Raw genomic sequence first — 18,034 nt, forward strand, 5'->3', positions numbered from 1 at the left:
CCCGCCGAACTTGAACGGCAGCTGAATTCGTCTTCCACGATTTCGGCAACAAAGCGGATGGCGGCCGCCCGCTTCCCGCCGAATATCTCTATGTACCGGCGAATATCCCGGCCATGCCTTCGCGGTAGGTCGGAAAGCGGAGCGTCACGCCGAGATCGTCATGGAGACGCCGGTTGCTGACGCGGCGGTTGTCGGCGTAGAAGCTGCGCCCCATCGGCGTCAGCTCTGCCTGTTCGAACGGAATTTCCGGCGGCGGCTCCAACCCCATGAGGTCTGCAGCGTAGGCGATGACATCCTGCGACGGGCTCGGCTCGTCGTCGGTGACGTTATAGATCGTATGCCGGCCGGCGCCGTTGGCGGCTGCAAGGAGAACGGTGGCGATGTCGTCGACGTGGATGCGGTTGAAGACCTGGCCCGGCTTCACGATCCGGCGGGCGGTGCCGTCGCGCAGGTCGTCGATCGCACTGCGACCCGGTCCATAGATGCCGCCGAGGCGGAAGACCTGAACGCGCTTGCCATGAGTCTCGGCAAAAGTGAGCCAATCGGCTTCGGCCTCGAGCCGGCGCTTCGTGCGCTGGACGCCGGGCTTGGGCGTGGCCGTTTCGTCGATCCATTGGCCGTCGGAGTTGCCATAGACGCCGATGGTCGAGAGGTATCCGATCCAGCCGAGACTGGCGGCGTTGGCCAGATCGCCGCCATGCAGCCGAAGCACCGGATCGCCAAGTTCGTCGGGGCTGGCGGATATGAGAACATGAGTGGCGTCGGCGAGGGCGTCGGTCGCTTCGGGCGCGGGCGAGTGGCCGTCGAACCGGATGGCGCCGTAGCCGAGGGCGGCGATGCGTTCGACGCCGTCGTCGCTGCGCGCGGTGCCGGTGATCTGCCATTCGGCCGGAGACAGGCGGCGCGCAAGCGCCTCGGCGCTGTAGCCGAGGCCGAAACAAAACAGCTTCTTCATGAGGATAATCCGGAGTTCCATTCCGCCCGGACGTCGGCGTCGGTTTCGTCCGCGTAGTTTGCCGTACGTGCGGCCGAGACGGCATTGGCCGAAGCCAGGCGCCGAAAGGCCCACACCGCCATGGCCCGTACCATCGGGGAGGCATCGTTCAAAAGCGAAGTGACGTGAGGAAGCAGGCTCGGATCGCGGGCATTGCCGGCGGCGATCAGACAATTGCGGACGACGCGGTCGCGGCCGGTGCGCTTCACAGGCGTGCCGCGAAAGCGCAGCCGGAAGGCGGCGTCATCGAGGGCGAGCAGCTCGGCCAAGGGGGGATTGTCGAGTTCGTGTCTCATTTGCAGGCGCGTCTCACGTGACTGCTCCGCGAACTTGTTCCACGGGCAGACGGCGAGGCAATCGTCGCATCCGAAAATGCGATTGCCGATCGGTTCGCGGAACTCCTCGGGAATGTGGCCTTTGTGCTCGATGGTGAGGTAGGCGATGCAGCGGCGCGCATCGAGCTGATAGGGCGCGGGAAAGGCCTTCGTCGGGCAGGCGTCGAGGCAGCGGGAACAGCTTCCGCAGTGATCGCGCTCAGGCGCATCGGGTTCGAGATCGGCGGCGCTCAGGATGGCGCCGAGGAACAGCCACGAGCCGTCGTCGCGCGAGACGAGATTGGTGTGCTTGCCTTGCCAGCCGATGCCGGCAGCGGCGGCCAGCGGCTTTTCCATCAGGGGGGCGGTGTCGACGAACACTTTGACCGGGGCGCCGCTCTCGCGTTCGAGACCGGATGCCAGTTCCTTCAGCTTGCCCTTCATGACGTCGTGGTAGTCGGCGCGCTTGGCGTAGGTGGAGACGACGCCCCGCATCGGCTCGGCGAGCGCGTGCATCGGGTCTTCATCGGGGGCGTAGCTCATGGCGAGCATGATAACGGAGCGCGCTTCCGGCCAGAGATGACGCGGATCGCGGCGGCGGTCGGCGTTCGCTTCCATCCATCCCATGGTGCCGTGGCGGCCTTCGGCGAGGAAGGTCAGCAGGCGGTCGCCCGCAGCAGGGATCGCCTCGGGGCGCGTGATGCGCATGGTCGCGAAACCCAGAGCGCGGGCGCGCTCCCCGAGCATGGCCTTGAGGGTGCCGCGGCGCGTCTTCGCTTCGCTGGTGTCCTGCTCGATATCCGGGGTGATGACCGACACGTCGCGCGCTCCTCAGAAATCGAGGTTGGCGTAGACCGGCGCGGGCGAGATGCCGGGCATGCGATCGGCCAGCAGGGCGCGGAACGCCGGGCGCGACTTCATGCGCGCGTACCAGGATTTCGCCGACGGATACTCCTCCCAGGGTATCTCACCGAGGTAGTCGATCGAGGAGAGGTGTCCGGCAGCTGCCATGTCGGCAAAGCTCATGTCGTCGCCGGCAAGCCAGCGGCGCTCGTGGGCCAAATGATTCACGTAGCCGAGGTGATAGCGCAGATTGGCGCGAATGGCGCGGAGCGCATCCGGGTCGGGTCCGTGTGAGCGATACGGTGTCAGGTGGCCGTAGACGCGTTCGTAGAGAAGCTCACGCGTCACCTCGCGGTCGAGCTTGCCGTGGAACCAGTCCACCAGCCGGCGCTGTTCGGCCCGTTGCTCGATGCGGCCGGGGAATAGCGGGGCAGGCCGGCCTTCCTTTTCGCGGTCCTGGAGGAGGCTCGCGAAATGTTCCGAGATGGCGTAGGCGCCGCAAAGGATGAGCCCGCCTTCGAGCGCCAGGACTGGAAGCTCGCCGGCAGGATTGAGGGCCAGAAACGTCTCGCGCCATTCCCAGGGACGCTCCTCGGCAAGCTCCGTCTCGACGCCGATCTCCGCGAGCGCGAGGCGGATCGAGCGCGATTTCGGGCAGAGCCTGAAGTGCGTCAGAGTGTTCATGGCGGTCCATGGCCGCAAAGCGGCCAAGCTATCGTTTCAGGTTCCAGTCAGTTTGCTGGTGCAGGGTCTATCGCCGTGATCGGTCTATGTTGTGTCATAGGCCCACAGCAGTGAAACCGTATCCTCGTTCGGGCAAACGTGCTACCGAGCGGCAATCTTAAGGTCCTCCCCTCTTCTGGTCCATTTCTTGGGTCTGACCATCTCACCTCATCTCAAATCGGAGAGCATTCGGCATGGCGGTCTGGCAAGCCATTCTGCTCGGATTCCTGGAAGGACTTACGGAGTTCCTGCCCGTCTCATCGACGGGGCATATCCTTCTGGCCGGACACTTCCTGGGCTTCGATAGCCCCGGCAAGACGTTCGAGGTGCTGATCCAGCTCGGGGCCATTCTGGCCATCGTTTTCGTCTATTTCCAACATCTTTGGCAGATGGTGTGCGCGCTGCCGAGCGATCCGCGGATCCAGCGGTTCGCGGTCGCGCTCGCGGTGGCTTTCCTGCCATCGGCGGCGCTCGGCGCGCTGTTTCACGGCTATATCAAGGGTGTGCTGTTCGAAACCCCGGTGCTGATCTGCGCCATGCTGATCCTCGGCGGGTTCATTCTTCTGGCGGTGGATCGGCTGAAGCTCACTGTCCGTTACGACGAAACGACGGATGTTCCGCCGTCGCGCGCTTTCGGCATCGGTCTGTTTCAATGCCTGGCGCTGATCCCGGGGGTGTCGCGGTCCGGCTCGACGATCGTCGGCGGGTTGTTGCTGGGCGCCGACAAGAGGACGGCTGCTGAGTTCTCGTTTTTTCTCGCCATGCCGACGATGGCCGGCGCATTTGCGCTCGACCTTTACAAGAACTGGGGTCTGCTTTCGGTTGCTGACGCGCTGCCGATCGGGGTCGGTTTCGTGACGGCGTTCCTGACGGCTGTGGTCGTCGTGAAGTTCGCGCTCGAATTCATCGGGCGCCACGGCTTCAGCCTGTTCGCCTGGTGGCGCATCGTGGTGGGGGCGCTGGGGCTCGCGGCGCTGGCGATCTACGGATAGAGCTCGCGGACCCGGTTAAGGGTTTTGGTGCCTCAAACCGAGGCAATATGCTGACTGGCTGCGCGCTAAAAAATTTCAGCCAGTCAATGGCATCAGGGATGTTTCTTTACGTCATAACTGAGCTACCGAGCCGGATCGGCCCGGTATCCTCAGGCGGCGTGCGAGGTTGCCGGAAGCGTCAGCGCGCGCTTCAGCGCGGCCGTGTCCTTGGCAGTCCTCAGGCGCTCCAGGGCGGCCGGCTCGCGTACGAGGCGTGAAATGCGTGCCAGGGCCTTGAGGTGGTCGCCGCCGGCGTGATCCGGGGCCAGAAGCAGGAAGATCAAATCGACCGGCTCGCCATCCTGACTTTCGAAATCGATCGGCTTCGCGAGGCGTGCGAACAGGCAGACAATGCCGGAAATGCCGTTGATTTTGACGTGCGGAACGGCAATGCCGCGGCCGAGGCCAGTGGAGCCCAGGCGCTCGCGCTGAAGCAGCGTGTCGTAGATCACGCGGGCATCGAGGCGGGTGGCCTCAGCCGCCTTGGCGGAGAGGTCGAGAAGCGCCTGCTTCTTACTTGTGGCTTCAAACGCGGGATAGATCCCGCCCGGTGCCAGAAGATCGCCTAAATCCATGTGTCCGGTCCCATCGGGTCAGTGATCGGCACTATTTCTGCCGCCGATCAACGTTGCTTCCTTCATTGCTTGGCTTGCCCGCGACTTCCGTGGGCCCTGCCTCGCGTCTCTCCGCTCAACATTCGATTTGCATCGAATTATGCACCAATCGTGCCGCTCGGCTCGCCGATGCGGCCCAATCGATGCCAGCAGTCAGATCCTCAGAACGCGCTGCCCAACATCAACTCTCAACGGTGCTTGGCTACTCTCTCGCACGCCCGCCCATCAGAGGCTCGAGCCCCTTTCGCGTGTGCGGCTTTCCCCCAGCTCTCAACCACTTCCATTAGCGGTGTATTTTGACAGTTACACCGTTCAACTCGGTCTTGGCGCACGCCTTACCCACCGCCAGTTCGGGCGGCTTCTGTAACAGCGAACTCATGACCCGGTTCCGTTTTCGAGCGATCCAATCTCGTCCGGCCGGTCAGCCGATCATAGCAGTGTTCGCAAGCGGCGTCCTTCGATCATCTCCCGTTCTCTACCGGCAAAAGCGGGCTACTTCCGGGCAGCAAGACGAAGTTGTTTTCTTTAATTATTCCAATTCTTTGCACGGATTGCGCCGGGCGCTGCGCCGTGATTTCGCGCAAGCTAGGCTGGGGCGTTCGGGGTGTCAATCTTGCGGTGCGATCGGGGGGTGGGGGCAGTTCCGTCCCGCGTGAGGATCGGACGAAACGGGTGCCCGCCAATTGGCGCGCGGAGCCATGGGGTTGCGTGGAAGTGTGTACAACTTTTCGCAGCGCATTATCTGCGCCTTGGCGGCGGCGACCGGAGGGGTAAAAAAATTTCTAGAGCGTGTTTGCTTATCGCAATCCCGCTCTAGATTTTTGATGAGACCGATGATTCACGCTTCGGACCCTTCCTGCGCTGCCGATTCACGCCGCGCCCGATAGGGGACGCGACGATCGGAGCTCGTTTCCGGCGCTGCCGATTCACGCCGCGCCCGATAGGGGACGCGACGATCGGAGCGCGTGGGTCCGAAGCGATCATGGTCTAGCGTGCGATGCGCTCGGCGAGCTGCTTTTCGCGGCGGCGCTGCACCGAGGACGGGATGCGCATCGCTTCGCGGTACTTGGCGACCGTGCGGCGTGCGATGTCGATGCCTTCGGCCTTCAACTTCTCGACCAGCTTGTCATCGGACAGGATCGACTTCACGCTTTCGCCGTCGATCATCTGCTTGATGCGATGGCGCACGGCTTCCGAGGAATGGGCTTCGCCTTCGCCGGCCGACTGAATGGCGGACGTGAAGAAGTACTTGAGCTCGAAGATGCCGCGCGGGGTGGCCATGTACTTGTTCGAGGTCACTCGAGAGACGGTCGACTCGTGCATCGAAATGGCGTCGGCGACGGTCTTGAGATTCAAAGGGCGGAGGTGCTGGACGCCGTAGGTGAAGAAGCCATCCTGCTGGCGGACGATCTCTTCGGCAACTTTCAGAATGGTGCGGGCGCGCTGATCGAGGCTTTTGACCAGCCAGTTCGCGGTCTGCAGGCATTCGAGAAGATAGCCTTTGTCCTTTTCGGTGCGGGTCGTCTTGTTGACCTGCGCGAAGTAGGTGCGGTTGACCAGCACGCGGGGCAGCGTGTCGCTGTTGAGTTCGATGAGCCAGCTGCCGTCGGCGGCCTGACGGACGAGCACGTCGGGGACGACGGGCTGCAGCTGAACGGATCCGAACTTCAAACCCGGCTTCGGGTTGAGGTGCTTGATCTCCTCGATCATCTCGGTGATCTCGCTCATGTCGGCGCCGATCGCCTTGCGCAAGGCGGGAAGATTGTGGCTGGCGAGAAGGCCGAGATTGTCGAGAAGTGCCGCAATTTGCGGATCGTAGCGGTTCTGGTCCTTGAGCTGGAGAGCCAGGCATTCCGCAAGCGAGCGCGCAAACACACCGGGTGGATCGAGTGTCTGGAGCGTTTCGAGGACACGCTCGACCATGCCGAGCGGCGCGCCGAGTTTGATGGCGAGCTGCTCAAGATCGGCGTGCAGGTAGCCCGCCTCATCGACCATGTCGATCAGGTGCTGGCCGATCAGCCGCTCTACGTGGTCGTGCACGGCGAGCGGCAACTGTTCGCTCAGGTGATCGCGCAACGACGGCTCGCTCGAAACGAAAGCCTCGGGGTTGATGTCGTCGCCGGAAAACGAATTGGTGCGCTGGCGCACGTTCGCCCAGCCGGAGTCTCCGCCGTCCTGTCCGCTTGGCGTTGCGCCGGTGTCGGGAAAGCCGCCTTCGTATTCGCCGTCGAGGCCACCGTCGGACTCCGCCACCGGCTTGCCGAGGTCGAGCCATTCGTCGTCGCTCGTGCGCTCATTGCGCTCCGAGGGATGTTCCGCTTCCGGCTCGCGTTCAGCTTTGGAATGGGCGTCGGGGGTTTCGTCCATCTCAAGCAGAGGATTGCGCTCAAGCTCGCTTTCCACGAACTGGCCCAGCTCGAGGTTCGAAAGCTGAAGCAGGCGGATGGCCTGCTGCAACTGGGGTGTCATCACCAGTTGCTGGCCTTGCCTCAGCTCGAGCTTTGCGGTTAGCGCCATACTCTAACTTTCAAATCCGGATGGTGCGGAGCGCACGGCCGGCCGTGATCGGTTCGAGGCATCCGACAGCCACGTGACGAACCCATGTGTCAAGCCGGATCGGAGGGGTGTCGTGTGCCACTCGCGATGCTTATGCATCGTGACCTCGCCGAGCGCGAGGGCCCTTTGGTCGATCCAGGATCATGCTGTCCGTTCCACGGTGAGCCTGCGACCCAGGCTATACTCAACGTGTGTTAACGAACATATCCCCCAGATAGACGCGCCGGACATCTTCGTTGGCTATGATTTCCGCGGGCTTACCTTGTGTCAAAACCTGACCATCGTAGATGATGTAGGCACGATCGATAAGGCTGAGTGTCTCACGTACGTTGTGATCCGTGATGAGGACGCCAATCCCGCGGTCCGTCAAGTGGCGAACGAGCTGCTGAATGTCGCCCACGGCGATCGGATCGATACCCGCGAACGGTTCGTCGAGCAGAATGAACGATGGCCGGGAGGCCAGGGCGCGGGCGATTTCGCAGCGCCGCCGCTCGCCGCCGGAAAGCGCCATCGACGGCGATTTCCTGAGCCGGGTGATGTGAAACTCCTCGAGCAGGCTGTCGAGCTGTTCTTTGCGCTTCTTGCGGCTCGGCTCCACGAGTTCGAGCACGGCCATGATGTTCTGCTCGACGGTCAGGCCGCGGAAAATCGAGGCCTCCTGCGGGAGGTATCCGATCCCGAGCCGAGCGCGCCGGTACATGGGGAGACTGGTGATGTCCTGGCCGTCGATGGAGATACGTCCGGCATCGGCCGGGACGAGGCCGGTGATCATGTAGAAGGTGGTGGTTTTGCCGGCGCCGTTGGGGCCGAGCAGCCCGACCGACTCGCCGCGTCCAACCGCAAGGCTGACGCCGCGGACCACCATGCGCTTCTTGTAGCTCTTCTGGATGTTCTCGGCGACGAGCCAGCCCTGGTGGGCGGCCATGTACTGGGCTTCCTCGGCCGAGGAATAGCCATGCATGCCGCCAGCCCCGCTATGCTCTACGTAGGGGTCGGTTTCCTGCTCAGCGCGTGCTCTCAGGGGCCACAGTTTCATGCGGGCAATCTGTCGTGCTCAGGGTGAGGGGAGCGCGTCGCGCGCTCCGGTGCAGGGCATTCGAGCCGGTTTCGAGGGTGCATGTCAATTCGCCGGTGCCCCGGCCGAGCCGGGTGAAGCTGTCGCAGACCAGCCGTCGACCGCGTTTGCGGGCGGCTTCGCCGTCGCTTTTTTGCGTGCGCTCTGGGCTTCCTGTTCCTTCTCGAGATCCTGCGGGAAGAACACGGCGCTGGCGCGGCCTTTGATTTCGGGTGTTGCAGGTTCGGCGGGCGCGGTCGTCGCCCAACCACCGCCGCCCGGGTTGGTGACCGTGTTTTCGGGGGCCGTGTCGATCTTGCTTTCGCCGGTCGTCATGTCGATCAAAAGGCGGGTGCCGCGAACCATGTTTTTGCCGCGCGAGAGCACCACGTTGCCGCCCATCACGACCTTGTTGGTCTTGGTGTCGAAGTCGGCCCAGTCGCCGGTTGCCGTCTGGCCGTCTTTCGAAGTGACGCGGACGTCCTTCCTGGCTTCGATGCGGGTCAGCTCGGTGCTGGTCTTGGGCCCGTTGTTGGCTGGTGCGTTGGAACCAACAGCATCCACGAGGCCGGCTTGTCCTTTGTAGAAGGCGGAAAGCTGGGCGCAGCGGATCTTGAACGTGTCCTGGGTCGCATCGACGTCACCGCGGAAGATAGCCACCTTGCGCTGATCGTTGACGTCTAGAGAGTCGGCCGACACCTCGACGGGGGCCTTGGGATCGGTCTTGAAGCTGGTCAGAGGATTGACTTCCTCTACGGCTGCGGCGACGCCGGTTTTGGCTTTGCCTTGGGGCTGCTTGCCAGGCGTGCGTACGAGACGCGCGCTGATGCGGCCGGGGCCAAACGAGGCTTCGGGCGGCGAGGTCAGCTCGGCCGAGCCGTTCTTGCGATCGATGGCGAGGCGCCCGCCGCGCAGCTCGTTGTCGCCTTGTGCGACGACGACATCGCCGGTGAGCAGAACAGTGCCGGCGGCTTCGTCGATTGCGATGCGTTCGCCGGATGCACGACGATCGGTGCCGGAGGTCATGATGACCTCGCCGGTGAGGAGCGCGGTCTGGGCTTGGGCATCGAACTCAGCGGTGTCGCTGGTTACCACGTCGCCGTTGGCGCGCTTCATGACGACGGGTTTCTTGGCGAGGATGCGGCGTACCTTTCCGGACTGAGACTTCGCTGCTCCGGCGGCGGGTTCGGTCGCAGCCCCGGTTCCTCCCATCATGCCCTCGCCCTCGTAGGAGACTTCGAGCTCAGGCGTGGTGAGATAGGATTCGCCCTGCCGGGCGCGCACGCTGCCGGTAAAGAGCGCGGTCTTGCTGCCGTCGTTGAGATCGAGGCGTTCGGCGTCGATGTTGATCGGGCCGTTCTCGGGCGTGAACAGGGCGCTAGCGTCGGTGCCGTTCGCGGGTTCGGCCGCCGGCTGCTTCTGCTTCTTTTCGTCGGCGGGTGGCGAAAGCTCCACCATCACATCTTCGGTGAAGGTTGCCTCGCGCGCCTTCTGGCGCATCGACATCTGCTTCGCGCGGACGGAGCCATTCGGAAACTCGACAACGACCGGCTCCGGCGAGGTCAGCAGATCTTCCTTGGTGAGGATCGTGGCGCGCGTCAGCTGTGCCTTGAGGCCGCTTTGCGACGTCACGTTGATCTGGTCGTAGAGTTCCAGAATGTTCTTGGTGTGATGAAAATCTCCGCGGGCGGCGGAGATGTCGGTGCGCGTCTTGTCCGCTTGAAAGACTTCGCCGGTGATCGCGTTGAGAACGATCACGTTCGGATCTTTCGGGCTCTGCTGAGCGGTCTTGGCGGTGAACATGTAGCTGCCGCCGTCCTTGGCGAAGCCCTCATAGCGCGGGTTCTTCATCGTGAGGTCTTCGGGGAGAAGCTTGCGGACTGCAAACTCCTTGAGCGCGTCGCTGTTGAGCCCGCCCGCGGTCCGCACGATCATCAGCGCGTAGACGCCAAGCACACCGACTGCCAGTATCGGGAACGCGACCCGCATCAGGCGGACAGCTGTGGTGCGGCGCCGGGCCCTTCGGAATTCACGCGTCCGGTCCACGGCCATCACCAAGCCGTCGCCTGCGCGGCGGCCCGTGGTGACGTTCATGTCTCGGTCGGCAGTCATGACCATCGGAATTCCAGGTCCCCGCACATCACGAAGCTACGCCGCAGGCGAAGCCGTCGGAACCGTTGGGACAAAAGCCGTGTTGCACGTGCGAAGGCTGGCGGACAATTGCCTGAAATTGGGGTGAGATTGGGACTGCGGCAAGCCGGGGTCCGGCAAAAAACCGTGGGACTGTGGCGTTCCGGCTCGTCGGCATGCGCGAACCCCAGTCCCAGCATCAGTGCGCGAAAATGTCGGTCTCGCCGTATCCTGCAAGATCGAGTTTTGCGCGCGTGGGCAGGAATTCGAAGGCGGCCTTGGCATAGGCAACACGGCCCTCGCGCTCCAGCATGGTGTCCAGCTTCGCCTTGAGCGCGTGCAGATGGAGAACGTCGGCGGCGGCATAGGCGAGCTGCTGCTGCGTCAGGGTCGGCGCCGCCCAGTCCGAGCTCTGCTGCTGCTTCGACAGCTCGATGCCCAAAAGCTCTGCGGTGATGTCTTTCAGGCCATGGCGGTCGGTGTAGGTGCGGACCAGCTTGGAGACGATTTTCGTGCAGTAGACGGGCGCAACCGTGACGCCGAGGTACTTTTCGAGGACCGCGAGATCGAAACGGGCGAAGTGGAAGATCTTCACAACCGTAGGGTCCGTGAGCAGCGCCTTGAGGCGCGGGGCGTCGTAGGTTGCGGGATCGGGCTGGATCAGGTGAGCGCTGCCGTCACCGGCGGAAAGCTGCACCAGGCAAAGCCGGTCGCGATGCGGGTTGAGGCCCGCCGTCTCGGTGTCGATGGCGACGCTGCCTTTGAAGGAGAGGCCGGCGGGCAGATCGCCTTTGTGAAGGGTGACGGACGGAGCGGACATGGCGCGGGCCTCAGCGGGATGGCGGCTTTCCCTCTTCGGGTCAACCCATTGAAAATAATCGCGTATTTATCATCTTCTTGATCGCGGGTTTAGCGGTTCTGGCCAGTAAAAGCAAGGGAATGCGGGGTTTTTGTCGCTAAATCCCTGTGTGTGCGCACTTATCCTCCGTGGGATGGGGGCAGCCATAGTGGGATCCAACATCCCTTCGGACGAGCATCCCGCCCCATGGATCAGACCACGAAGCTGAAGCTTCCCTACATTCTCGCGGCACAGTCGCAGAAGCATGTCACGCACAACGAGGCATTGCGCGTTCTCGATGCGCTGGTTCAGCTCGCGGTCGTGGACAAGGATCTCAGTGCTCCGCCTGGGTCGCCCGCCGAAGGGCATTGCTACATCGTCGGAGCGAGCCCGACTGGAGCATGGGCAGGGCACGCCGGCCGCGTCGCGGCATTCCAGGATGGAGCCTGGGCGTTCTATCCGCCGCTGGAAGGGTGGGTCGCCTGGGTGAGCGATGAAGACACCCTCTATGCGTTCAACGGTACGAGTTGGGTCGTGGGCGGATCGGGCGTCAATCCGGTGTCGCTCGTGGGCGTCAACGCCACGGCCGATACGACCAACCGGCTATCGGTGGCGAGCACGGCTTCGCTTTTCAATCACGCAGGCGCGGGCCATCAGCTCAAGATCAACAAGGCGGCGGCAGGCGATACCGGAAGCGTGCTGTTCCAGACGGGCTTCTCGGGGCGGGCGGAGTTCGGGCTCGCAGGCGACGACGACTTCCATGTGAAGGTCAGTGCCGACGGCAGCGCCTGGCACGAGGCGATCGTCATCAACAGATCGAACGGGACTTTGAAAGGCGCCGGCATCCGCGAAAAGCTCGTCGCGAACCGCACCTACTACGTTCGCACCGACGGCAGCGACAGCAATACCGGCCTCGCCAACACGAGCGGCGGCGCTTTCCTTACGATCCAGAAGGCGATCAATACCGTCTCGGCTCTCGATCTTTCGACCTTCAACGTCGAAATCGTCGTCGGGGCCGGCACGTACGGCGCGGGCTTTACGATGAACGGGATGTGGGTCGGCTCCGGAACGGTTCAGCTCACCGGTGACGTGACCACGCCGTCGAATGTGACGATACAGGCGGCTTCAGCCAACCTGTTCCAGGTTACAGCGCGCGCAAAGATCTTCGTGCGGGGTTTCAAGCTGGTCACGACAACGACCGGGTCCCTCATTCGATGCCAGACAGGGCACATCGTGCTCAACGGCAATATGGAATACGGGCAGTCCGGCTTCTATCAGATCGAGGTTCGGGATGGCGGTTTTGTCGAAATCACCGCGAACTACAGCATCACCGGCAACGCCGGTATTGCGCATTGGAATGTGAACACCAATGGAATGCTCTACTGCGTGGCACGCACGATCACGCTTGTCGGCACGCCGGCTTGGACGAGCTCTTTCCTGGATGCCACCCTGGGAGGGGTTGCGGAAGTGCACGCCAACACCTTCTCCGGCAGCGCAACCGGTAAGCGGTACGACATTTCGCGTAACGCGGCCGCTCGCGCCAGCGCCAGCGCAACCTACTTTCCGGGCGATGTTGCGGGCACTACGGCAACCGGGGGGCAGTACGGAGCATGATGGGCTCGTTCAATCCTGTTCGGCAGGTTGGCTCAGCGCTTTGAAGTGTTCGGTTGCGTGCCGAGCGACCGTCCGGCAGGATCGGCAGCGGACGGTCTCAGCTCAAAATTTGGAACGTTTCGCCGAGCTGTGTCCGGCCACAACGCCAACCCGCGCGACAATCGGCACAACACAATGGACGTCCCGCAGTTTACCGAGGAGCAGCGCCGCCGCATCCTTTGCATCGGCGACAGCTATCAGCGGCTGACGGGCCGTCCCCTCGTTTCGGCCGAAGGCGATCGCGTCGCGGCGCTCTGGTCGGCTCCCCTTGCGATCGTGGCGCACGGTACGGAGGCCGATCCGATCTTCTATTTCGGGAACCGTATGGCTTTGACGCTTTTTGAAATGGCGTTCGATGCGTTCACGCGTTTGCCATCGCGTTTCTCGGCCGAGCAACTGGTCCGCGAGGAGCGCGCCCGCCTCCTCGAACGCGTGACGCGGGACGGCATCATCGAGGACTACGCGGGTGTGCGCATCTCCCGGACCGGCAGGCGCTTTCGCATTTCGAATGCGTCGGTGTGGAACCTGGCGGATGCAGACGGCACCGCCGTCGGTCAAGCCGCCGCATTCGCGGAGTGGGTCTACGTAGCCTAGTCTCGTTGCAATGCCTGAACTGGTGGGAGAACTCACTCAACATGTTCGTCGGCATACGCCAATACGACGGCGATTGAAGTGCGTCGAAAGTCTGTTGAGGATAACTTGGGAGTTTATCCTATGGCTGACTATTGGATGTGCCATCCTATGTGCGTACCAATAAGCTCGCTGGGCGATACCGAGACGGCCTCATAAAGCAGTCCGCAAAGTACGGGTCGCAGATGCTTCTGGTGCAGCGAAATAGACATCCGATCGGCGGCTTGTCCAAGCAGCTCAATTACATCGATGGTCTTCGCGCTCTTGCGGTTGCAAGTGTGTTGTTCTACCACGCTGGCTTTAATGTGCCCGGGGGATACGTTGGTGTCGACGTCTTCTTCGTTATTTCTGGGTTCCTGATATCGCGTATCGTCTACGCTCAGATAGATGCAGGCACGTTTTCACTAAGCACTTTCTATATTCGGCGAGTTCGCCGCATTGCGCCGGCATTGATTGCGGTAACCGCAACAACGTCGGTGGCGGCGTCCGTCATTCTACAGCCAGTCGAACTCGTCAATTTTGCAAAGGCTGTGATAGCCACAACACTTCTTCTTCCCAATGTTTTCTATTTCGCTGTTACGGGCGACTATTTTTCGCCGGACGCGGCCGAGCTGCCGTTGCTTCACTACTGGTCGCTGGGGGTCGAAGAGCAGTTCTATGTCCTCTTTCCATTGATCGCCCTTCTCAGTTCGCACCGTCGTTTCGTGGTTGTGCTGGGCGCGTTACTTGGATCGTTGATCGCAGCGCAGATCGCTTTGGCTAGCAACCCATCAGCTGGTTTTTTTCTACCGGGTGCAAGAGCCTGTGAACTGCTGCTTGGGTGCCTCATCTCACTCCATCGAGAGCATTCTCGAATTTATCCTGCGATCGGCGCAATCGCAGCGACGCTTGGGATGGGCTGCATCGTTTGCGCGGTATTTGTCTACAATGACGAAATCCTGTTCCCAGGACTTGCGGCTATGCTGCCTGCGGGAGGCGCAGCACTTGTTTTGTGGGGGTGCCTGCAGCGAGACAACATCGTATCAATAGGGCTCGGCGCATTCCCTCTCGTGTACGTCGGACGTATCTCCTATTCACTCTATCTCGTGCATTGGCCGATTGTGTTTTTCGCCGCTCGTCTATTTCCGGATGCGGACCCGACAACGCGCGGAAGTTTGGTTGTCCTGCTGTCGACCGTGTTGGCCGCCGGTTCCTATGAATTTATCGAGCAGTCGTTCCGTCAGAATTTGAGGCTCTGGACGCCTCCTCGTCTGGTGTTGGCTACCGGCATCAGCGCAATTGCGATTTTTGCGTTCGGCGGCTTCGTGGTCCGTAGCGACGGCTTTTCGAGAGAACTGGAGGGTAGCGCTCAGGCGCTGGAATCCTTCAAGTACGACTACAAACCGCATTTCAGAGAGGGAAGTTGCTTTCTGAAAACGGACCAAAGAGGCAACGAGTTTGACGCTGTGGCTTGCCTGCCTGGATCGAGTGAACGGCCGAAAGCGTTTGTGTGGGGAGACAGCTCGGCGGCAGGCATCTTTTTGGGGATTTCTCGGGTTTTGACCGACGCCGGGTACGTCACAGGCCAACTCACCGCGGCCGGTTGCCCGCCGGTCGTTGATTACTCCTCTGGCAAGCGTCGGTATTGCAGGGAGTTCAACGATATTGCTTTCGCCCGCATCGTTGCCGAGCTGCCGGACCTGGTGATCGTTTCAGCGATGGGTTGGCCCCTAGATGAAGATGGTGAAGCTCTGACGAGGGCGACGCTTGATCGGCTCCGGTCCGTCGGCATCAAGGTGGTGATTCTAGGACCGCCTCCGATGTATCGGAATCCAGTTCCTTCGTTGCTTATCAAGCGTGCTCGAAAAGGCGATGTGTCGCCGCTATCGGGAAGGGATCTCGATCCCAAATGCTCGGTTCTCGATGGCGAACTGAGAACACGGGCGAAGAACTGGGGCGTGAACTATGTGTCGATTATCGATCACTTCTGCAGTTTCGGCCAATGTCCAATGATGATCGACGGTATCCCCGCTGCTTGGGATAAATTCCATTGGACGGCTCCAGCCTCGATCAGTGCTGCGAGAAGTGTAGTTCCTCGTATTCTCGGGGGAGGGAGCTGAAAAGAGCGAACAGCGGGGTTTTTAGCGATAGGAGCGTGCTCAAGGCGCGCTGCTTGTCTTCATGTGAGATCGTGATCGGGCTGCCTAACGAAGCGGTCTGCGGAGTCGAGGGTCTCGACGTGATTTTGTGGTCGGGGCACAGTCGAGGTCGTCGACTGTGCCCCTTCCGCATATTAGGCCGCACGAACTGTCGCGAGGAAGCCGTCAACTTGCGACCGGAGGCTGCGGCTGTCGGAAGACAGCTGCCGAGCCGACGACAACACCTGCGAGGATGCAGTTCCGGTATCGGTTGCCCCCTTGCTCACGTCGGTGATCGAGCAGGCGACCTCGCTGGTGCCCTTGGCCGCTTCCATGACATTGCGGCTGATTTCCTGCGTCGTTGCCGATTGCTCTTCGACCGCTGCCGCAATCGCGCCGGAGATTTCCGACATCTTGCCGATGGTCGTTGAAATCTCGTGGATGGCGGCGACGGCAACTTGCGTTGCAGTCTGCATTCCCGAGACTTGAGAAGCGATTTCGCTGGTCGCTTTCGCTGTTTGCGCGGCCAACGCCTTGACCTCCTGGGCAACCACTGCGAAGCCTTTTCCGGCGTCGCCGGCACGGGCAGCCTCGATCGTGGCATTGAGCGCCAGAAGGTTAGTCTGGGACGCGATCGTGTTGATCAATCCGACCACATCACCAATCCGGTTTGCCGTTTCCGATAGCTGGGAAACCTGATTGTTTGTGGTGCTTGCTTGCTCAACCGCGCGCTGGGCGATGGTATTGCTTTCCTGGACCTGCCTGCCGATCTCGGTCACCGTCGACGCCAGTTCTTCCGACGCCGCTGCGACGCCTTGGACATTGGCCGAGGTTTGCTCGGACGCGGCGGCAACTACGCCAGACCGCTCTTGCGTCGTTTCGGCCGTACGAGTGAGCGAAGTGGCTGCTCCCTCGAGCTGTTCGGACGCCGACGATACGGCATCCACGATTCCGCCTACCGCGCGCTGGAAATCGTCGGCGAGACGGTACATTTCAGCTTTGCGCTGCTCTGCGGCGCGTTTTTCAGCGATCTTTTGCTCTTGCTCAAGTCGGACCTTCTCTTGAGCGTTTGCCTTGAACACCTCGGCCGCCTTGGCGACTTCGCCCACTTCGTCGAGCCGATCTTGACCGACGATCGCGACATTGTAGTCGCCGCCAGCGAGCTTCTGGAGGACTTCCACCATCATCCGGATGGGCTGCGCGATGCCGTACTGCCCGATAACGAAGCCGATCACGAGGCCTACGGTTATTCCGAGGACAGCAACGATGGTCATAAGCCGAGAGGAGCTTTTGTAAGTCTCGGTCGCTTCGGCAGAGATTCGCGACACTTCGTTGTCGAGAGCGTCGGAGATCTCCTTGACTGCATCACGCAGAACACGCGCGGTTTTGCGGCTGGATGACACGGACTCCTGAAGGCGCTTGATCTCTTCACTGGCCGTGTGGTTTTGGATTTGGTCGGCGATACGGATGGTCTCTTCGAGACCCTTCCGGTAGGACGCGAATGCGGTTTCAATCTGCGCAATCTTCTGCGCTTCGGTAGCGCCCGCACTCTGGCGAACCGCATCAAACAAGGTCGTAAACGCGTTTATCTCTTCCTCGACCTTTTTGCGGACTTCAGTTTTCGTTTCGGTGGTTGGGTCGGAGGCGAGGACATATTCTTCGCGATTCAAAGCGACCACAACGCGGTTCATGCGAGCCGAGCTAAGGGCGGCCTTTGCCTTTTCTTCCATCACGTCCGTCGCATCGCTCAGTGATTTAAGCGATGTCGTGCCGAAATACGTGATTGTTATGGCAACTGCTGCCATCACGCCGATCACGGATAGAATTTTAGTGAGTATTCTGAAGTTCGACAGAAATGACATGTTGCCCTCGTGATTTTACGGTTGCGCAGGCAAAACGCTTCGCCCCATCCCGCGCTTAGAACCCAAATCTTGATGGGATGTGATGAAATGTACGTAAATTTACCTAGTGTATTCATCTGATTGTAAGCGTGTGCTCATTTTACACATCGGCTCGATCATGGACGCTTGATGGAAATGCAACTTCATCGCGAATGGGGAGCCCTACCGCGGTTTTGGCCTTAAATTCAGGGGTTTTTCGTTGGTTTCGCGGAACGATGCTTTTCAATCGCGCGGGAGACTTTCGTCCAGCAAAAGATACGTCTAAGGATGGATTTTGAGTCCAGCAATCGAGGTTTTGGGTGCCTTTGCGCTAAATTATTTTTTCGGTCTCTGTCTCTGAATTTTGAAACTTTATTTTTATCTGTTGGGGCGCGAGGTAGTTAGGTTCACCTCCGCGCTGCTTTGCCGGCCTGGCTACGGCTTTTCGCGTCCGCCATGCTGCACGAATTCCCCAAAGGTTCGGCGTTTTCTCATCTCATCGTGTGTGGTGACGAGACAGGCTGGATGTGGGGAGCGGCTGCGACCATCCTGTTCCCACGCGGCTGCAAGTTCCGGACGTGCCCGTCGTGCGACGACCTCGGCGCGAACAGCGCGGATCCTGCCGTACGGCGATGCCTAAGCTTCAGATGATGGTGC

At 61.3% G+C, this 18,034-nt stretch carries 13 protein-coding genes; 4 read left to right on the forward strand and 9 right to left on the reverse strand.

What is annotated here, in order from left to right:
• Positions 1-88: 88 nt before the first annotated feature.
• The 3 genes from RCO24_RS08730 to RCO24_RS08740 are packed head-to-tail and all read right to left on the reverse strand — an operon-like array spanning position 89 to position 2,835.
• On the reverse strand, positions 89-955 hold the full coding sequence (locus tag RCO24_RS08730; protein ID WP_308961461.1) for an SDR family oxidoreductase: 867 nt from the start codon (positions 953-955) through the stop codon (positions 89-91).
• Positions 952-2,127 carry a tRNA epoxyqueuosine(34) reductase QueG gene (gene queG, locus RCO24_RS08735; RefSeq protein ID WP_374990939.1) on the reverse strand — a complete coding sequence of 392 codons (1,176 nt, stop codon included), beginning with the start codon at positions 2,125-2,127 and terminating at the stop codon, positions 952-954. The genes RCO24_RS08730 and queG overlap by 4 nt, the downstream gene beginning before the upstream one ends.
• 12 nt (positions 2,128-2,139) lie before the next feature.
• A complete protein-coding gene (locus RCO24_RS08740) occupies positions 2,140-2,835 on the reverse strand; it encodes a glutathione S-transferase family protein (protein WP_308961462.1) in 696 nt (231 codons plus the stop codon).
• A gap of 233 nt (positions 2,836-3,068) precedes the next feature.
• On the opposite strand from RCO24_RS08740, the gene RCO24_RS08745 reads away from it, so the two are divergent.
• Positions 3,069-3,866 (forward strand): undecaprenyl-diphosphate phosphatase, encoded by a 798-nt coding sequence (locus RCO24_RS08745; protein ID WP_308961463.1) that lies wholly within the window; start codon positions 3,069-3,071, stop codon positions 3,864-3,866.
• 149 nt (positions 3,867-4,015) lie between these two features.
• On the opposite strand, the gene RCO24_RS08750 is transcribed toward RCO24_RS08745, so the two are convergent.
• From RCO24_RS08750 to RCO24_RS08770, 5 genes are all read right to left on the reverse strand, one after another.
• Positions 4,016-4,480, reverse strand: a complete 465-nt coding sequence (locus RCO24_RS08750; RefSeq protein ID WP_308961464.1) for a PTS sugar transporter subunit IIA — start codon at positions 4,478-4,480, stop codon at positions 4,016-4,018.
• Between the two features lie 1,026 nt (positions 4,481-5,506).
• Entirely contained in the window at positions 5,507-7,036 is a 1,530-nt protein-coding gene (gene rpoN / locus RCO24_RS08755) for an RNA polymerase factor sigma-54 (RefSeq protein ID WP_308961465.1), read from the reverse strand.
• Between the two features lie 223 nt (positions 7,037-7,259).
• Positions 7,260-8,111, reverse strand: coding sequence for an LPS export ABC transporter ATP-binding protein (gene lptB / locus RCO24_RS08760; RefSeq protein ID WP_374990940.1), 852 nt, complete (start codon positions 8,109-8,111; stop codon positions 7,260-7,262).
• Positions 8,112-8,195: 84 nt separating this feature from the next.
• Positions 8,196-10,241, reverse strand: coding sequence for an LPS export ABC transporter periplasmic protein LptC (lptC, locus tag RCO24_RS08765; RefSeq protein ID WP_308961466.1), 2,046 nt, complete (start codon positions 10,239-10,241; stop codon positions 8,196-8,198).
• Between the two features lie 217 nt (positions 10,242-10,458).
• Positions 10,459-11,079, reverse strand: a complete 621-nt coding sequence (locus RCO24_RS08770) for a ribonuclease H-like domain-containing protein (protein ID WP_308961467.1) — start codon at positions 11,077-11,079, stop codon at positions 10,459-10,461.
• 225 nt (positions 11,080-11,304) lie between these two features.
• On the opposite strand from RCO24_RS08770, the gene RCO24_RS08775 reads away from it, so the two are divergent.
• The 3 genes from RCO24_RS08775 (at position 11,305) to RCO24_RS08785 (ending at position 15,479) form a co-directional block, all read left to right on the forward strand.
• Positions 11,305-12,711 (forward strand): DUF2793 domain-containing protein, encoded by a 1,407-nt coding sequence (locus RCO24_RS08775; protein ID WP_308961468.1) that lies wholly within the window; start codon positions 11,305-11,307, stop codon positions 12,709-12,711.
• Positions 12,712-12,885: 174 nt separating this feature from the next.
• Positions 12,886-13,344, forward strand: coding sequence for an MEKHLA domain-containing protein (locus RCO24_RS08780; protein ID WP_308961469.1), 459 nt, complete (start codon positions 12,886-12,888; stop codon positions 13,342-13,344).
• Between the two features lie 221 nt (positions 13,345-13,565).
• Entirely contained in the window at positions 13,566-15,479 is a 1,914-nt protein-coding gene (locus RCO24_RS08785; protein ID WP_308961470.1) for an acyltransferase family protein, read from the forward strand.
• Positions 15,480-15,652: 173 nt separating this feature from the next.
• Here RCO24_RS08785 and RCO24_RS08790 read toward each other — a convergent pair whose 3' ends face one another.
• Positions 15,653-17,359: a methyl-accepting chemotaxis protein gene (locus RCO24_RS08790; protein ID WP_308961471.1), complete on the reverse strand. Its 1,707-nt coding sequence runs from the start codon at positions 17,357-17,359 to the stop codon at positions 15,653-15,655.
• Between the last annotated feature and the right edge of the window lie 675 nt (positions 17,360-18,034).

This window comes from Hyphomicrobium sp. LHD-15, from assembly GCF_031157355.1.
Taxonomy (GTDB): domain Bacteria; phylum Pseudomonadota; class Alphaproteobacteria; order Rhizobiales; family Hyphomicrobiaceae; genus Hyphomicrobium_C.